The 16,284-nt window shown below is 72.5% G+C and carries 12 protein-coding genes; 8 read left to right on the forward strand and 4 right to left on the reverse strand.

Annotation, left to right across the window (positions count from 1 at the left end):
• Window positions 1–150: 150 nt before the first annotated feature.
• The 4 genes from WMF27_RS45925 to WMF27_RS45940 all read left to right on the forward strand — a co-directional run bounded on the left by WMF27_RS45925 (window position 151) and on the right by WMF27_RS45940 (window position 4,442).
• Entirely contained in the window at window positions 151–531 is a 381-nt protein-coding gene (locus WMF27_RS45925) for a hypothetical protein (RefSeq protein ID WP_437762547.1), read from the forward strand.
• The gene (locus WMF27_RS45930) at window positions 525–2,552 is read left to right on the forward strand and encodes a M20/M25/M40 family metallo-hydrolase (RefSeq protein ID WP_437762546.1); all 2,028 of its coding nucleotides are present in this window, start codon (window positions 525–527) and stop codon (window positions 2,550–2,552) included. Before WMF27_RS45925 ends, WMF27_RS45930 begins: the two co-directional genes overlap by 7 nt.
• Window positions 2,549–3,751 (forward strand): formylglycine-generating enzyme family protein, encoded by a 1,203-nt coding sequence (locus tag WMF27_RS45935; RefSeq protein WP_437762545.1) that lies wholly within the window; start codon window positions 2,549–2,551, stop codon window positions 3,749–3,751. Before WMF27_RS45930 ends, WMF27_RS45935 begins: the two co-directional genes overlap by 4 nt.
• Window positions 3,752–3,950: 199 nt before the next feature.
• Complete coding sequence (locus tag WMF27_RS45940) at window positions 3,951–4,442, forward strand: hypothetical protein (RefSeq protein WP_437762544.1); 492 nt, start codon at window positions 3,951–3,953, stop codon at window positions 4,440–4,442.
• Between the two features lie 603 nt (window positions 4,443–5,045).
• On the opposite strand, the gene WMF27_RS45945 is transcribed toward WMF27_RS45940, so the two are convergent.
• Together WMF27_RS45945 and WMF27_RS45950 are read right to left on the reverse strand one after the other, a co-directional pair.
• A complete protein-coding gene (locus WMF27_RS45945; protein ID WP_437762543.1) occupies window positions 5,046–7,013 on the reverse strand; it encodes a RecQ family ATP-dependent DNA helicase in 1,968 nt (655 codons plus the stop codon).
• A gap of 108 nt (window positions 7,014–7,121) precedes the next feature.
• Window positions 7,122–7,694 (reverse strand): hypothetical protein, encoded by a 573-nt coding sequence (locus tag WMF27_RS45950; RefSeq protein WP_437762542.1) that lies wholly within the window; start codon window positions 7,692–7,694, stop codon window positions 7,122–7,124.
• On the opposite strand from WMF27_RS45950, the gene WMF27_RS45955 reads away from it, so the two are divergent.
• The 3 genes from WMF27_RS45955 to WMF27_RS45965 all read left to right on the forward strand — a co-directional run bounded on the left by WMF27_RS45955 (window position 7,693) and on the right by WMF27_RS45965 (window position 11,077).
• A complete protein-coding gene (locus WMF27_RS45955; protein WP_437762541.1) occupies window positions 7,693–7,842 on the forward strand; it encodes a hypothetical protein in 150 nt (49 codons plus the stop codon). The genes WMF27_RS45950 and WMF27_RS45955 overlap by 2 nt on opposite strands.
• A 490-nt stretch (window positions 7,843–8,332) precedes the next feature.
• Window positions 8,333–9,634: a trypsin-like serine protease gene (locus WMF27_RS45960; protein ID WP_437762540.1), complete on the forward strand. Its 1,302-nt coding sequence runs from the start codon at window positions 8,333–8,335 to the stop codon at window positions 9,632–9,634.
• A 330-nt stretch (window positions 9,635–9,964) separates the two neighbouring features.
• A complete protein-coding gene (locus WMF27_RS45965; RefSeq protein WP_437762539.1) occupies window positions 9,965–11,077 on the forward strand; it encodes an ABC transporter substrate-binding protein in 1,113 nt (370 codons plus the stop codon).
• Between the two features lie 89 nt (window positions 11,078–11,166).
• Here WMF27_RS45965 and WMF27_RS45970 read toward each other — a convergent pair whose 3' ends face one another.
• The gene (locus WMF27_RS45970) at window positions 11,167–12,018 is read right to left on the reverse strand and encodes a ketopantoate reductase family protein (RefSeq protein ID WP_437762538.1); all 852 of its coding nucleotides are present in this window, start codon (window positions 12,016–12,018) and stop codon (window positions 11,167–11,169) included.
• A gap of 286 nt (window positions 12,019–12,304) precedes the next feature.
• Between WMF27_RS45970 and WMF27_RS45975 the strand changes: the two genes are divergently transcribed.
• Window positions 12,305–12,880: a TetR family transcriptional regulator gene (locus WMF27_RS45975; protein WP_437762537.1), complete on the forward strand. Its 576-nt coding sequence runs from the start codon at window positions 12,305–12,307 to the stop codon at window positions 12,878–12,880.
• A gap of 857 nt (window positions 12,881–13,737) precedes the next feature.
• On the opposite strand, the gene WMF27_RS45980 is transcribed toward WMF27_RS45975, so the two are convergent.
• A complete protein-coding gene (locus tag WMF27_RS45980; RefSeq protein ID WP_437762536.1) occupies window positions 13,738–16,173 on the reverse strand; it encodes a hypothetical protein in 2,436 nt (811 codons plus the stop codon).
• Between the last annotated feature and the right edge of the window lie 111 nt (window positions 16,174–16,284).

Here is a 16,284-nt window from a genome sequence, read left to right on the forward strand (position 1 = left end):
AGCGCGGCCATTTCCGTCTCCGGCGCGCGTCGGGCTGGCCGGGGTGGTCGGGTGACCGGCGCGTGTCGGGCTGGACAAAACGCACGTTTCGGAAGAGTGTTCGCGCCGAGGTGCACTGTGCCTACCTGGCGTGATGAGCTCATCGAAGCCGTGAAATCGAAGGCGGAGCGCGAGGCGGAAGAGCTCGCGCGGCACAAGAAGCGGGTCGCCGAGGCGCTCGCGGCCGCGGAGTCGGCCGTGTCGCAGGGGGCCGAGTCGCTGAAGTTCGCGCACGAGAGGCTGCAGGAGAAGGGGCAGCCCATCGTGTTCGCCCAGGAGCAGGACAAGCACCGGCTCGCGCTCGGCGATTTCAGCCTCTCCCTCGAGCTCCTGCGGGAGTCCGCGATCGTCCGGGTGACGTTCGGCGACGGCAAGCCGCGCGAGTTCGACTTCGCGAAGGACCGCCACATCGCGCCCGCCGACGTGGAGGAATACATCGGCCGCCGCGCGCTCGAGCTGGTCCGCGCGGCGCAGAAGGCGTCGCCGTGGTGATCGCCGGGCGCGTCGCGGCCCCGCTGTCGCCCCGCGCATGGGGTCTCCGCCGCGGCCTCGCCGCCGGCCTGCTCGCCGCGGTCGCGGCGTGCGCTCCGCCGGCCGCGCCGCCCCGCCAGCCTGACGCGCCGCCGGCCTCGACGCCTGCCGCGCCGGCGCCCGCCGCGCCGGCCTCGATGGAGGTCGATCCCGCCGCGGAGGCGCGGATCGCGGCGGACGTCGCGTACCTCGCGTCGCCCGAGCTCGCGGGGCGCGGGACCGGCGAGCCCGGCGCCGATCTCGCGGCCGAGTTCATCGCGCGCCGGTTCGCAGAGATCAAGCTCTCGCCGCTGGACGGGCCGGGGAGCGACGCGAAGGCGTACCGGCAGGTGTTCGACGCGCGGGTCGGCGCCGACGTGGCGCCTGCGGCGCTCGCGGTGCAGCGCGCGGGCCGGAAGCAGAGCGTCGAGGCCGGCAAGCTGGTCACGGCCGACGGGAGCGCGAGCGGCACGGTGTCGGGGGCCGCGGTGCTCGTCGGCCACGGAGTGACCGCGCCGGCGCTGTCCTGGGACGACTACGCCGGCCGGGATATCGAGGGGAAGATCGCGATCGTGCTCGACGGCGTGCCCACGCTGGACGGCGGCCCGGGTGGAGCGGCGCAGGCCGGCGCGCCCGGCGGCGCTGCGCCCGCCGATCCTCATCACCATGCTCCACGGCCGGCGGACGCGCTCCGCGACTTCGGCAGCGTCCGCTACAAGCTCCGCACCGCCCGCGAGCACAAGGCCGCCGGGGTGATCCTGGTCGCGGCGGGCGACGAGCTCCCGCGGGTGTCGGACGACGCGGCGAGCATGGGCATCCCGGCCGTGGTGATCTCGCGCTCCGCGGCCCGCGCGCTCTTCCCCGCGGCCGGGCTCGCGCCGCCCGCGAAGCCGGCAGACGCGAAGCCGGCCGCGGCGAAGCCTGCGGCCGTGAAGCCGGCCGCGACCAAGGCCGCCGCGCCGAAGCCGCTCGGCGGCACCACCGTCGAGATCACGACCAAGGTCACCGCGCGGATGGCGCCGGCGTCGAACGTGATCGGCCTGCTCCCGGCGCGGGACGGCTCGCCGCACGCCGGTGAGTACGTCGTCGTCGGCGCGCACTACGATCACCTCGGCTACGGGGGCACGTCGTTCTCGCGCGCGCCCGGCGTGCATGCGGTCCACCCGGGCGCCGACGACAACGCCTCGGGGACGGCGATGCTCCTGGAGGTGGCGCGGCGGTTCGCCTCGCTCCCCGAGCGGCCGGCGCGGAACCTCCTGTTCATCGCGTTCGGCGCCGAGGAGCTCGGCACCATCGGCTCGCGCCACTTCGTCGATCACCCGCCGGCGCCGCTCGCGGGGATGAAGCCGATCGTGGCCATGATCAACGCCGACATGGTCGGCCGGATGCGGGACGGCAAGCTCCTCGTCGACGGCCTGGGGACCTCGCCCGACTGGAAGGCGATCGTGGACGACGCCGCCCGCGGGCTCGGCCTCACGCTCCAGTTCGGCGTCGAGGGCTTCGGCGCGAGCGATCACGCGTCGTTCACGGCGTCGCGCGTCCCGATCGCCTTCCTGTTCACGGGCGTCCACGAGGACTACCACCGGCCGAGCGACACGGCGGACAAGATCAACGCCGCGGGCGTCTCGCGGTGCTCGGTGCTCGCGGCGCGGATGGCGCTCGCCCTGTCGGGGCGCGACGCGCGGCTCGCCTTCACCGACGCGCCCGCCGACCCCCACCGCAGCATGCGCGGCGGCTTCCGCGCGTCGCTCGGCACGATGCCGGACTACGCGTACCAGGGGCCCGGCGTGAAGCTCACGGGCGTGCGGCCCGACGCGCCGGCCTCCCGCGCCGGCATGCAGGCGGGGGACGTGATCGTGCGCATCGGCGCCCACGCCGTCACCAACATCCACGACTTCATGTTCGCGCTCGGCGATCTCGAGCCGGGCCGCGAGGTCGAGATCGAGGTGGATCGCGGCGGGACCCGGGTGCCGCTCAAGGTCATCCCCGCCCCCGGCCGATGAGCCGGCGCCCTCGCCGCGCCGCGCCGCCGGCCGCGCCACCTCGACGGCGCAGGGCCTCACGCGGGCCCTGCGCGGTCAGCCTCGCCTTCCTCTGCGGCCTCACGGCCGCGATCCTCGCCTGCGACAGCCCGCCGCCCGCGGGGATCGACGCCGTGGCCTCCGGAGGGCCCGAGCGCGCCGGCGCAGCTGCGGATGCCGAGCCGGCGCCGCCCGACGCCGCTGTGGCGGAGCCGTCGGACGCCGCGGCGGAGCTGTCGTACACCCCGGCGGAGCCGCCGTATGCCGCGGCGGAGCTGTCGTACACCCCGGCGGAGCCGCCGGACACCGGGGCAGCGATGTCGTACGCCGCGGCGGCGCCGGACGCCGCGGCGGCAGCCGTCGACGGCGGCTCGCCGGGCGCCGCGGCGGAGGCCCTCGACGGCGGCGCTCCCGGCGCGGGGCTGCCCGGCAGCTCCGAGGGGTGCCCGGGCGACATGGTCCTCGTCGAGGGCGACTACTGCCCCGTGGTCGAGCAGATCTGCCTGAAGCACCACAAGGAGTACGAGAAGGACCAGGCGCGACGGGCGACGGCCCACGACGAGGGCCCGACCAGCGTCAGCGAGCGGTGCCTCGAGTACAGGCGGCCGAGCGAGTGCCTCTCGAAGAAGCGCGCGCCGATGCGGTTCTGCGTCGACCGGTACGAGTGGCCCAACAGGAAGGGCGAGCTCCCGGCGCTGCTCGTCTCGTGGCGCCAGGCCGTCAAGGCGTGCGAGGGCGTCAGCAAGCGCCTCTGCACGGAGGACGAGTTCAACTTCGCCTGCGAGGGCGAGGAGATGCTCCCGTACACGTACGGCTTTGCCCGCGACGCGACCAAGTGCAACATCGACCGGCCCTTTCGCCAGCGCGAGGTGACGCTCTACCACTACGAGCGGTGCATGCGGCACCCCAAGTGCAAGGCGGAGCTCGAGCGGCTCGATCAGCGCGTGCCTGCGGGCTCGATGCCGGCGTGTGTGTCGCCGTTCGGCGCCTACGATCTCAACGGCAACATCAACGAGTGGGTCGTGCGGCCGGGCCGCAAGTCGCCGGAGCGGAGCGGGCTGAAGGGCGGTTGGTGGGGTCCCATGCGCGGCCGCTGCCGCCCCACGGTGGGGTTCCACAAGGAAGAGGACTACGGCTACGAGCAGGGCTTTCGTTGCTGCAAGGATGCTGCGGCGCGGTGAGCGCGCGGTGGCGCGTCCTTTTTGAGGGGCGCGCGGCCGCCGACCGGGGGTACGCTCGTGTCCAGCGGGCCCGCGGCGCGGCGCTCGCCGGCGAAGGGTCTGCGGTTCCTCCTCCGGGGGCCGGGGCTCAGATCTCAGCGGCGGGCCGTCACCGGCCCGTCGCTCACGCGGGGAGAGCCCGCACCTCGAGGAGACCTTGATGAAGCGATCCATGTGGTTCACCTGCGCGCCCTCGGCCGCCTCGGTCGTCCTTGCCCTCGGAGGCCTCGGGCTCCTGACCTCCGCGTGCAGCCGGGGCCGAGACGCCGAGGATCCGTCGGATCCGCAGTACAACGCCTACAACCAGCAGCCGGGGTACCAGCAGCCGGGGCAGTACCAGCAGCCGGGGTACCAGCAGCCCGGCCAGTACCAGCAGCCTGGGCAGTACCAGCAACCGGGGCAGTACCAGCAGCCGGGGTATCAGCAGCCCGGCCAGTACCAGCAGCCGGGCACGACCGCTCCGGCGACGACGGGGCAGCCGGGCCCGCTCGCGCTCCCGTGTACGAGCGACGTGGTCTGCGGCACGCACAAGTGCAACATGGCCGTGGGCAAGTGCGCCTTCCCCTGCGCGGCGAACACCGACTGCGCGGCGGGCTTCTCGTGCATGGGCGCGGGCTCGGCGACGGCGATCTGCGTCCCCGGCGGGCAGTAGGGAGCGCCGAGGTCCCGCGCCACGGGCCGGCTCTCGCCACGGCAGCCGCCAAGGCGGCTGGCAGCCTCCTGGCGACCGGATCCGGTCGTCCGGAGGCAGCCGGCAGCCTCCCGGCAACCGGATCCGGTCGTCCGGAGGCAGCCGGCAGCCTCCCGGTAACCGGATCCGGTGGTGCGCGAGCAGCTGGCAGCGTCCCGGTAACCGGAGCCAGTTGTGCGCGAGCAGATTGTCTTGCCGGTGTGCCGCCGCGCGAAGCACGGTCGGCACCAGCGGCTGTTGGACGGGAGGCAGAGCAAGAGAGAGTCCACAGGGAGGTCCTGCGTCGAGGTGCACACCGACACCTCGGTTCCGGGCTCCAGCTGCCCCGCATCGATGCCGCCCGAAACCGTCGGCGTCGAGCCTGATGGTTCGAACGACTGCTCCCCATCTCTCGCCTCCCCGCCTCCCCGCCTCCCTGTGAATTTTTCCTTCTTCCTCTCCGCCCAACATGCGTCCTGCGCTGCGAGGCCCCGATGCTGCCCAGCACCATGGGTAGATTCACCTAGAGCACCTACCATTGGACCGAAGGGCGGCGCTGCGGGAGGGGAGCGGCGCCGGCCTTGGTCAGGTCGCCGCTGCGGCGCCGGCGAGGCGGGGAAGCCCGGCGCACCAGTCGAGCACCTCGGCGAACCGGCGTGTGATGAGGGCGCCGAAGAGCGGATCGCGCGCGAGCTTGGCCTGCGTGGTCGCCGGGCTCGAGAGGCCGCAGAGGAAACGCGCCGCCTGGCGAGGATGGCCCAGGGCGCCCGCGTGCGCCGCGCGCAACGCCGTGAACGCGGCGACGTCGAGCCCCACCGGCATCGGCGGCGCGTGCGCCGGCTCTGGCAGCGTCACGGCGACGCCGGTGCGGCAGAAGGTGCAGCGCCCGCACGCGGCGTCGAGGCGCTCGCCGAAGTACGCGGCGAGCGCGGCGGCGTGACAGCGCTCCGAGGTGAGCAGCTCGATCACCTGCCGCACGCGCCCGATCTCGGCGTCCTCGCGCTTCGCGAAGCGCGCGAGGAGCTCGCCGACGAGGGCGCCCGCGTCGTCCGCCGAGGCGACGCGCACGAAGCGGTGCCGGATGTCCGACGCCTTGAGCTCCGCGAGCCCCTGCCGCTCGAGGTACTCGAGCGCGCGCACCACCCGCTCGCGCGGCTGCTCCAGCGCGGCGGCGGCGGCGGCCGGGTCGACCGCGTACAGGACCCGCCCCTTCTTCGCATGGCCGAAGAGCGCCTCGAGGAACCGCGCCGGCTCGCCCTTCACCGACGCGATGACCTCCTCGAGCTTGCGGTGGAGCCGCACCTCGTAGCCGGCGTAGTACGGCGTGAGCTGCCGGACCGCGCCCATCAGCTCGAGGTAGGTCAGCGCGGTGCGGAGCACGAGCGGCCGGACGTCGTGGCGCGTCCCCAGCGCGTGCAGGCCGAGCTCCACCTGGGGCGCGGCGAGCACCGCGCCGACCACCCCGCGGAGCGCGTCCTCGGTCGGCGTATCGCCGTAGGCGAAGTTCTCGAGGACCGGCAGATCGTCGCCGCACACGAAGACCTCGACCACCGAGTGCGCCTGATCCCTGCCGGCGCGGCCGATCTCCTGGCTATAACTCTCGAGGCTCTTCGGAAGATTGTAATGATCGACATAACGCACGTCGGGCTTGTCGATCCCCATCCCGAACGCAATGGTGGCGACCACGATGCCGCGGTCGCTCTGCATCCAGTCGTCCTGCACCCGCGCCCGCTCCGCCGCGTCCATCCCGGCGTGGTACGCGCGCGCCGGCAGCCCCGCAGAAGCGAGCTTCTCGGCCACGTGCTCGGCGGTCTTCTGGAGCGTGACATAGACGATGCTGGAGCCGGGCGGCCGGGAGCGCAGGCGCTCGATCAGGACCCGGTCGCGCGCGGGCGCGCTCACCGCCGTCGCGCGGAGCTCGAGGTTCGGTCGGTAGAAGCCGGTGATGACCGTGTGCTCCTCGCGGATGCCGAACGTGGCGCAGACGTCGCGCACGACCCCGGGCGTCGCGGTGGCCGTCAACGCGAGCACGCGCGGCACGCCGAGCGCCCGGGCGGTGTCCGCGAGCCTCAGGTAGTCGGGGCGGAAGTTGTGTCCCCACTCGGAGATGCAGTGGGCCTCGTCCACCGCGAAGAGGGCGATCTTGAGCTCTTTCAGCAGCGCCATGAACCGCTCGCTCACGAACCGCTCGGGGGCGACATAGAGCAGCTTCGTCTTGCCCGAGCGCAGATCCCTGTGCGCCTCCGCCGCGTCGTCGGCTGACAGCGACGAGTCGAGCCGGACCGCGGCGATGCCGCGCGCGCTGAGGAAATCGATCTGATCCTTCATCAGCGCGATCAGCGGAGAGATGACGATCGTGACCCCGTCGAGCAGGAGCGCGGGGAGCTGGTAGCAGAGCGATTTGCCGCCGCCCGTCGGGAAGACCGCGAGCGCGCTGTGGCCCGAAAGCAAGGCATCCATGACCGCGCGCTGGCCTGGGCGGAGCTCGCGGAAGCCGAACCGCGCCTCGAGGACGTCGAGCAGATCGGGGCCGGATGGTGTGGGCTGATTCAAGGGGGCATCCTACACCTCGCTCGCGCCGAGGAACACCCCGCCGTCACCTCAGCAGCCGCGTAGAGCGACAAGCCCGGGTCAGTGAGAAGCTCTCCCGCGGAGCCGACATCACACGACGCGGCGCTCGTCTTGCCGGCCTGGAGCCCTCGGCACGACGCTCGGCCATGTGAAGGCGAGCTCACCGCCCACCGGCAGCTGGTTCCACAAAGGCGCCAGCTCTTCGAGCCGGACGACGACGCGATCGACTCGCCGGGCATCTTCGCCCGAGAGCGACTCGCGCGGCGCGGGCCGCGAGGCATCCGGGCGCTGCCCCTGGCGGCGCCTCCAGATCAGGTCGCAGACGCCGGCGAGGCGCTCCGACGTGACCATGTCGTGCTGCCTGCCCTCGTCCGCGTTGCGAAGCGATGTCTCCCGGCGCAGCTGCTTCCGCCGCTCGCGCGCCCGTTCGCGCGGGCTGCTGCCGCCCAGCGCGGCCGAGATAAAGGTGCCGCCGCCGCTCGCGGCACGACCGAAGACGCCCGACGTCAAGCCGAGCTCGGCCTCCACGACGTAGTGGACGAGGTCGTGCGGAATGTGGTCGTCGAACCCAGGCGCCGGATCCATCACCTGGGGCTGTTTGCCGGCGACCTCCACGACGACGGCGTACCGCCGCTCGCCGGTGCGTCGAAAGATAACGTCCATGACGAGACATCAGGATAGCACATATCTTGGCGTCTCATTCAGCCAGCCGCGACTGACGGCGTGGTTCTGGGGCTGGAACCCGCACGAGCAGGCCGGTGACGGGACACGCGAGGACCGGCTCGTGGCCGTGGAGATCCTGGTGGCGTGAGATCGCGCCTTCCTGCTGTTCGCTCCGCGGGAAATCGCCCGTATCCTGTCGGCATGCACTGCCCCACGTGTTGATCGATCGCGTCCGCCGGAGGTGACGTCCGAGGGGGTCAACGTGTCGCTGGAGGCTGCCGGCGCGGGCGAGGTGCGGCGGGATGCCGCCTCGTTCCACGCCTCGAACGCGGCCGTTCCAGATCGCCGCCTGGCGCCGCTCCGGGTAGCGCAGCATGCTCTGGGCGCGATTCTTGAGCCGTCGCGGGCGAATTTCGTACGCCCGCCTCCGGGCCTGCCGCTCCGGCTGTCCCTTCACCGGTTTCAGCCTGGTGCCCCCATGGGTCTGCTTGGAGATGCCGTCGCCGAGCCCGGCACGACGCAATCACAGGCCCCGTCACTCGGCTTGCTTCGGCTTGCTGACGAGCACTGGCTCCTGGCGGAGGCGGACTCCGTCGGCGCCAACGATCGTCTGAACAGAATCATGATGTGGAGGCAGAATGAAGAAGAGAGAACTTGGTCATCAGCTTGGTCTCGCGGTGTGCGCGGGCGCCGCGCTCGGCCTCTCCGCGGGCTGCTCGATTGAAGGCGCGTCCGACGAGACGCTCGATGCATTGGGGTCGCATTCGTCCGCGATCATCGGCGGCGAGCTCGCCGAGGCGAGCCCCTGGGCCGTGCAGGTCTTCGACGTGCGGAGCACGGGCGACTTCTACCAGTGCACAGGCACCCTCGTCGCGGCGCGCTGGGTGCTCACCGCGCAGCACTGCATCGCGGACGAGGGCGAGACCTCGGCGGTGCGCGTCGGCAGCAACACGTACCTCGCGGGCCAGCGCATCGCGGTCGACGCCGTCGAGGTGCCCTCGGCCGTGGCCGACATCGCGCTGCTCCACCTGACCGAGGACGCCGATGGACCGTTCGTCCAGCTCGCCGAGGCGACGTCGACCTGGATCGACAGGGACGCGACGGCCTACGGCTGGGGGAGCGAGGGCACGCCGCTGGTGATGGCGCCGTCGCTCAAGAAGGCGACCCTCCACATCGACGGCTGGTACTCCGTCGAGGAGCTCCTGGCGACGGGCGTGACGGGCGCGGGCTGGAGCGGCGACTCCGGCGGCCCGTGGTTCGTCGACGGGCGCCAGGTCGCCGTGTTCTCGGCCACGAGCGGACAGGACGGCACGAACCTGCACGCGACGGTCACCGGCGTCGACGTGGCGCGCCACCGGGCGTGGATCGACGCCACGATCGCCGCCGGCCCCACCGTCCACCCCAGCAACCAGGTCGTGCTCCACGATCTCTCGAACTTCTCCGGCATCTCGCAGGGCTTCGGGATCGGCCACCACAACCTCCTGAACACGACGATCATCGGCGACAACCGCGCGAGCGCCATCAAGGTCCCCGCCGGGCTCCGGGTCACGGCCTTCATCCACCACGACTTCGGGGGCGAGGTGCGCATCTTCACCTCGGACACGGATCTCGTGGCCGCGGGCTTCAACGACGTGCTCTCGGGCATCGTCGTCTCGAACGCCTCGGACCCGCAGCTGGACGTCGTCACCTTCTACGAGCACGCCAACTTCTCGGGCGAATCGTTCCTGTACGGCGTCGGCTCCGCCGTCTTTTTCGGCGGCCCCTGGGCCAACTGGGACCAGAGGGTCAGCTCCGTCCGCGTCCCCCCCGGCTTCCAGGTGACGCTCTACGACTGGTTCTTGCAATACTCGACCGGGTCGCGCGTCCTCACGACAGACGCGAACCTCGCCGCCCAGAGCTTCGACGACCAGACCCGGAGCGTCATCATCGAGCGCTTGTAGGAGCGAGCGCGCGGATCGGCCAGCGCTCCTCGCGTCGCGAGGCGGGCGCCGAATCACCCCCACGCCGGCCGCGCGAGGCCAGGACGGCGCGCTCTCGCGAGCCTCGCTCGGTAGGCCCCGTGCGGATCGAGCCCCAAGATGTGCTGGCCTACCCTCGTGGACACGGCGTCTGGCGTGGTCCACCGCTGGAGATGGTGGGCGGATGCAATGTCCGGCATGGTCACCCAGGTGCGCCCGCCACGGCGAAATGGATGGACCCGTGCTATCGGGCCTTGCTACTCTGCGTTGCAGGCATGGTGTAACGAATCGTTCCACGGGTGACGCCAACGCATGAATACGCCACTGTCGCCACCTGGAGCGGTGCGGACCGACGGATCATCCGTCCTGATCGGCGCTCTCGTTCCGCTAACTCGGCCCGGCTGGGTCGAGGCAGGCCGGCACTTGCTCGCTGGACTCGAGCTGGCCGTTCGCGAGGTCAATGACGCCGGCGGGATCGTCGGAAGACCACTCGAGCTGGTGGTCCGAGACACCGCGGCCGATCCACAGAGGGCCGCGGCGGCCGTCGATGAGCTGGCTCGCCTGGGCGTGGCTGCCTTGGCGGGGGAGTATCACAGCGTCGTCGCCCGCGCCGCTGCCGCCAGGGCCGACGCCCTCGGCCTGCCGTTCCTCTGCTCGTCAGCGGTCCTCGACGCGCTCACCGAACAGCCAGCGGAATGGGTCGCGCGCCTCGCCCCGGCGCAGTCCCACGGCTGGCGGATCTACGCGGACTTCCTCCTCGGCGCGGGCCACAGGCGCATCGCCGTAGCCGCCGACTCGAGCGTCTACTGGGCGTCCGGGGCCCGCCTTCTGCGGGACCACCTCGCTCCACGCGGCGGCACCGTCATCGAGCTCGACATGCGCGCGCTCGCCCCGGCGGCCGTGTGCGACGAGCTCGCCGGCAATCGCGCGACAGCCCTCCTTCTTCTGGTCGGCTACCCGGAGCCGGCGGTGTCGATCGTCAGGTCTGTCCGCCGCGACCAGCGCCTCGCCGAGATCATGATCGGTGCTCCGGCCGGGCAACCGGAGTTCGCCGAATGGGCGACGTTGCTGGGCGGCGACAGCGCCGCGATCCCGTTCTTGCGCTACCTGCCCGAGCGCCTCAGCCCGCTCGGCGCCCGAGTCGAGACGGCGCTGCGCGAGCGGCTGGCCGAAGCGCCCTCCTTCGTCGCCTTCGAGGGCTACGACACGGTCGCCGTGCTCACCGGTGTGCTGCGTTCTCACGGCGCGGACCGGGCGCGCACCGCCGAATCCTGGGCGCGCGTCGCGGTCGAAGGCACCCGCGGGCAGATCCGGTTCTCCCGCGCGCCAGGCATCAGCGTTTGGCAGTGGGCTTGGCCGCCAGTCCAGGTCGTCGATCGAGATCCGGCGGAGCCCGATCGCTTTCGGATCCTCCACGCCGGCTGAGAGAGCACGCAGGTCCGACTGCCGGAGGCGCCGCTTGAAGCTCGAGAGCGAGCAGTCCAGATGGGCTCGCTGCCTTCTCCTTCAGGGGTTCAGGGGCGGATGGCGAGCAGCGTCGGCGTTTGACCCGGCGCCGCGGCGGCCATGGCGTCGATCAGCGCGCGCGGCTCGCCGGGCCCGACGGCGCCCGTCTTGCGGACGGCGTCGACCCTGCTGAGCCCCCACAGGAGCGCGGCCGCCGCCGGCGTGGGCAGGCGGCTCAGCGTCACAATCGGCTCCGGCGTGATGGTGTTTCCGAGGCGGCGCACCACGTGGAGGCCTTCCTCCATGGCGCGCGCGAGGCGCATCGCCTCTGCCCACGACACGCCTGCGTTCCGCGCGTGCGCCGTGACGATAGCCACCATCGCCGGCGCGACGAGCGCCGCGTGCGTGCGCAGCCAGCTCTCCATGTCGGCGTGCACGACGGCGGGAATGCCGGCGTCCGTGAAGACCTTCGCCCACGCCGCGTCCGTCACCGTGGTGACCATGCCCCGGGTGACGACCTTCGACGTCAGCTTGCCGTCCTCGAGGGTCGCCAGGATCGCGGGGAAGCCGAAGGCGAAGCGCGCCGGGCCCACCGCCTCTCGGAGGCGGCCCAGCGGCTCGAAGGTGTTGAACATGAACATCACGGACCTCGCCGCGCTCTCGGCCAGCGCAGGGAGCACGGCGTCGACCTGGAAGGCGAGCACCGTCACGAGCACCAGATCCCAGGGCGTCGTCGCGTCGAGCGCGGCGCTCACGCGCACCGCCGCGCGCTCGCCCGAGGCGCTCACGATCGCCTCGTCCCGCCGCAGCTGCTCCAGCCGCGCTCCACGGGCGACCACCGTCACCTCGTGCCCCGCGCGCGCGAGCTGAAAGGCAAAGGTGCTTCCAATCCTACCGGCGCCGACAATGGCAATCTTCATGCGTTACTCCGTGGCTCCTGTGGAAAGATCTGTTCTCTGCGCGCCGTTGTCGCCACCGCGCCGCGGCCGGCAGCGCCCTGGCGCTCCGGCAACGCCGCCGTCTGCAATTCTGCAATCTCGACACCGCGCGGCGCCCTCGTCATCGTCATCGACGGCGCGCGCATCGGCGTTAAACCAACTGGATGGTTTAAATCTAGGGAGCGGCCTTCGCCGTGTCAACTGGGCGAGGCGGCGGCGCGCTCTCCTTGCCGCGCGCCACGGCGTGTGCTCCATGAAGGATCCACCCATGCGCTACGACTCGGCGGCGACCAAGAAGAGGCTCCTCGACGCTGCGCTCGACGAGTTCGCCGAGCGAGGGCTGGCCGGCGCGCGCGTCGACCGCATCGCGGAGCGGGCCTCGGCGAACAAGCAGGCCATCTACGCCTATTTCGGCTCCAAGGAGGGCCTGTTCCGCAGCGTGCTCGAGGAGCGGTGCCAGATCGCGTTCGACGCCGTGCCCTTCGACGCGTCGGACCTGCCGGCCTTCGTCGCGGGCGTCTTCGATCACCTGGTCGAGAATCCGAAGAGCGTGCGGATGATGATGTGGAGGCAGCTCGAGCTCCCCGACGAGGCGCAGCACGACGTCGCGACCGCCAAGGTGCAGGAGCTCGCCGCGGCCTACGACCTCGGGGCGACGCCGAAGCCGTGCGCCGAGGACCTGTTCGTCCTCCTCCTCGGGCTGTCGATGTCCTGGTTCAGCTTCGCGCCAAACCAGCCGGTCGCGAAGGGATCGGCGGCGGAGCAGCGGCTGCACGCCTTCAGGCGCTCGCTGGTCACGGCGGTCGACGCGGTCGTGAAGGCGATGGCGACGAAGAAGCGGTAGCTGGTCCGTCCCACACGAAGCGCACGCTCGACAGCTCGCGCCGCTGCCCGTCGGGCGCTCGCTCGAACGTGCGCTTCACGATGCGCCCGTCGCGGCAGGCGAGCCGCGTCGTGTTGCCATGGGCGTCGCGCACCTCAGAGAGGCGGTAGGTCGAGCCGTCGGCCGATGTCGCGCTCGCAGGCGCCCGTGCTGTAGCGGCGCACGAACCGCGAGCCGAGGGGGCCGAGCAGCTCGACCCGAGAGGAGTATCCCTTGCGGCTTGGGCGGCTGGAGCCGGTCGGAGGCCGAGGATCCGGCGGTGAGGCGGGCCTGGAGCCGGTCGGAGGCCGAGGATCCGGCGGTGAGGCGGGCCTGGAGCGGCCCGGAAGGCGGCTTTCCCGCGGCGCATCGGCTTCCGAGCGCTCCGGACGGGCTGTGCCCGTGGCACATGCCTCGCCGAACGGTTCGGAACGCGAGTTGCCGCAGGAGAATCGCGATTCCCCGCGGCTACAGCGCGATCTTGGGGAGCTCGCCGCGGTCGACCGGCGCTTCCGTGCCCGCACGCTGCCGCCGGCCCTCATCGGGCGTGCCTAGGGATGTCGGCTGTCGACCTCCGCAATCATCGAACCAGCGTACGGTGTGACCGGCGACCGGACCTTGCGACGAGACCTCCGCGCCGCACCACGGTCGAGCGCCGGCTTGGGCGCGGGCCGTGCCGGATCGCACACGGTAGCTCCGGCCCCTCAATCCACCGGCCGAGCGCGTCGTCCCACGACTCGACGAGCGCCGAGCACGGCCCGTAGCGGAACGCTCCGAGGGCGCCACGGCCGCGCCACCAGGGCAGGGGGGCGTTCGGCCGCCCGCGTTTACAGCAGCGCTCATGGGAACCACGCTGCGACCTGCACCACCTCGCGCGCCGCGCCGGCCAGGCCCTCGTCGCCCGCGAGCGCGGCGATGAGCGGCGCGAGCTTCACGAGGGTCACGCCGTCGCCCGCGAGCGCGGCACCGCGGTATTCGTCGGCGACCGCGTCGAGCAGGATGCCGAGCGCCGCGGCGGCGCCCTCGGGCGGGAAATGGCGGGCCAGCGGGACCAGGTCGAGAAGGCGGCTCGGCTCGTCGGCGCCGAAGTGCAGAGCCAGCGGAAGGGCCTGACGCGTGAGCTCGGGCGCGCGCGCGGGATCGTGGCGCGCCAGGATGCCAAGGGCGGTCAGGCGGGCACCCTCGCTGAGCGGCGCGACCGCGGCGAGCACCGCGTCGCTGTGGCCCGTCGCCGCGAACCAGGGGCAGACGTCGAAGAGCATCCAGCCGCGCTCGCGCGGCTTGGCCTGCTGGATGGCCTCGTCGATCCGCGCCCGCAGCGGCGCCGGCTCCGCTGCGAAGGGGAGGCTGCGGGCCAGCGCCCGCACGCGTGCCGCTTCCGGCAGCGTCTCGAGCAGGTCCTCGGCGGGATCGCCCAGCGCCCGGAGGCGCGGGACCAGGCTCTCGATGAGCTCGGCCGCTTGTTCGCCGAATTGGGGCGCGAGCGCTGCGGCGCGGCGGGCCTCCGGGGCGTCGAGGAACGGCACGAGCTCCGCGAGAGTCCGTTGCATCAGCAGGTCGTACGGGTTGACGTGCTGCTCCACCGCGGCGAAGGCGGCGCGTACGCGCTCGGGATCGCCGAGGCCGCGCGCGAGCGCGGCGAGCGCTCGCGCCCGCGCGGGCCCAGGCAGCGCCTCCGCGTCGGGCCAGAGCGCCTCGGCGACCGCACGCGGGTAGCGGTCGGCGAACAGGTCGAGATCGCCAGGATCTCCGCCGCTGTCACGGAGGACGGCGAGCGCCTCGCGCACGACGGCGATCCCTTCCTCTGGAGGCAACCACTTCGCCACGAAGAGCATCTGGCGCGCTCGCTCCTCCGCGTTCTCCGTGGTCCGATACGCGGCGAGCGCTTCCCGCGCGAACGCGTATCCCGCCTCGCCCCCGACGACGTCGGCGAGGCTCAGGAGGCCTGCCCCGCGGAACTCGACCTGCGGGGTGCGCCGTGCGGCGTCCGTGGCCCATGCGAGCACCTCGGCGCGCGCCGGGCCGGCCGCCATCGCCGCGCCGAGCGCCGTGAGCGCCCTGGCCTGATCTCGCTCGTCCGCGATCGGCGCCTTCCGAGCGAACGGCTCGACGCCCACCGGGGCACCGTGGTCTTTGCGGCGGGCGCACTGGTTCACGCTCGCCTCGACAAGGGCCGCGCGCACCGCGAGGGCCGTTGCCTCGTGACTCATTGGAAGCGGCTCGATGGCGTGGCGGCGCACGCGCTCGAGGTCGGCGACGAAGCCGAGGTAGGCCTCGGGCCGGGCCATCCAGCGGGCGAGGTGCTCCTCGGTGACCAGCGCGGCGAATGCCTGGAGCGGCGCGGCGGCCTGTTCCAGGTGGGCGCGCGCGTAGGCGCACGGATAGCCGGCCGGCGGGAGCGATAGGAGACGGCGGCGTGACGCGTCCCGCGTGTCGCGGTCGAGGTGCGCCTCTACGTCGCGGCGGGCCGCGTTCGAGCGGAACGCGTACGTGCCCTTGATGACCGTGACAAGCGGCTCGATCCCGGCGAAGGCACCCTCGATGGGGGCCCCGAGGGCGGTCGTGATCTCGTCGTCGCGAAGTCGGCCGTAGGCGACCGAGAGCAGGCCGAGGAGCTTGGCTGATGTGGCGCCTGCGGTCTCGAGGAACTCCGCGGGATCGCCCGGCACAGGCCAGGGCCGCACCGGCAGCGGATGGATCCGCGTGCGCGCCGGATCGAAGCCGAGGCGCGAGATCCACGCGCGGGCTGTGGCGTCGTCGCCCTCGACGGTGGCGAGCACCTTGACGCGGGGACCCACGGCGGAGAACAGCGCTGGCCAGGAGACGAGCGGTTCCGCCTCCTCGACGTCGGTGATCGCGAGCAGCAGCGACGGCTCGCCCTCTGTCGGCCCCACGCGCAGATGCTCTTCCGCGATCCGCGTGCGCAATAGCCGAGGTGGGCCGCCCACATAATCGGCGCGCAGCCGCGAGGTGAGCAGCGCGACCAGGTCGCGCTCGAGCCTGAGATCAGGCCCGATCGGCACGAGCTGCGCGGCGTAGGCGGTGCCTTGCTGCTGCGCACGGACGATGTGGGCGGCCACGACCGCGCGTCGGCTCGGGCGCGGGCCGTGCAAGATCGCATAGGGCAGGTCCGGCTCGTCGAGCCACCGGCCGAGCGCGGCTAGCGCGGTGTGCTCCTCGGTGTCGAGCTTGGTGCGCGACGCTTCGCGCCAGGCGCAGCGGAAGGCGCGCTCGACGGGCGCGGGGGCGGGGATCCGGGGCGGGAATGTCGTCATCGCGCGGGTCACGTGCCAGCGAACGGAGGCGTCGAGGAGGGCATTGTCAGGATGAGAGTTGCGGCAAGGGGCGAGCTGTCGGTATCGTGCGCGCCATTCGCCCCTTCAGGA

Origin of the sequence: Sorangium sp. So ce281 (genome assembly GCF_051527395.1) — a bacterium.
Taxonomy (GTDB): domain Bacteria; phylum Myxococcota_A; class Polyangia; order Polyangiales; family Polyangiaceae; genus Sorangium; species Sorangium cellulosum_B.

Bases quoted from the DNA above. Each gene is read 5' to 3' on its own strand.
- WMF27_RS45935 (WP_437762545.1), top strand. From the start codon at position 2,549: ATGAGCCGGCGCCCTCGCCGCGCCGCGCCGCCGGCCGCGCCACCTCGA.
- WMF27_RS45940 (WP_437762544.1), top strand. From the start codon at position 3,951: ATGAAGCGATCCATGTGGTTCACCTGCGCGCCCTCGGCCGCCTCGGTC.
- WMF27_RS45955 (WP_437762541.1), top strand. From the start codon at position 7,693: ATGACGAGACATCAGGATAGCACATATCTTGGCGTCTCATTCAGCCAG.
- WMF27_RS45950 (WP_437762542.1), bottom strand. From the start codon at position 7,694: ATGGACGTTATCTTTCGACGCACCGGCGAGCGGCGGTACGCCGTCGTC.
- WMF27_RS45960 (WP_437762540.1), top strand. From the start codon at position 8,333: ATGAAGAAGAGAGAACTTGGTCATCAGCTTGGTCTCGCGGTGTGCGCG.
- WMF27_RS45965 (WP_437762539.1), top strand. From the start codon at position 9,965: ATGAATACGCCACTGTCGCCACCTGGAGCGGTGCGGACCGACGGATCA.
- WMF27_RS45970 (WP_437762538.1), bottom strand. From the start codon at position 12,018: ATGAAGATTGCCATTGTCGGCGCCGGTAGGATTGGAAGCACCTTTGCC.
- WMF27_RS45975 (WP_437762537.1), top strand. From the start codon at position 12,305: ATGCGCTACGACTCGGCGGCGACCAAGAAGAGGCTCCTCGACGCTGCG.
- WMF27_RS45980 (WP_437762536.1), bottom strand. From the start codon at position 16,173: ATGACGACATTCCCGCCCCGGATCCCCGCCCCCGCGCCCGTCGAGCGC.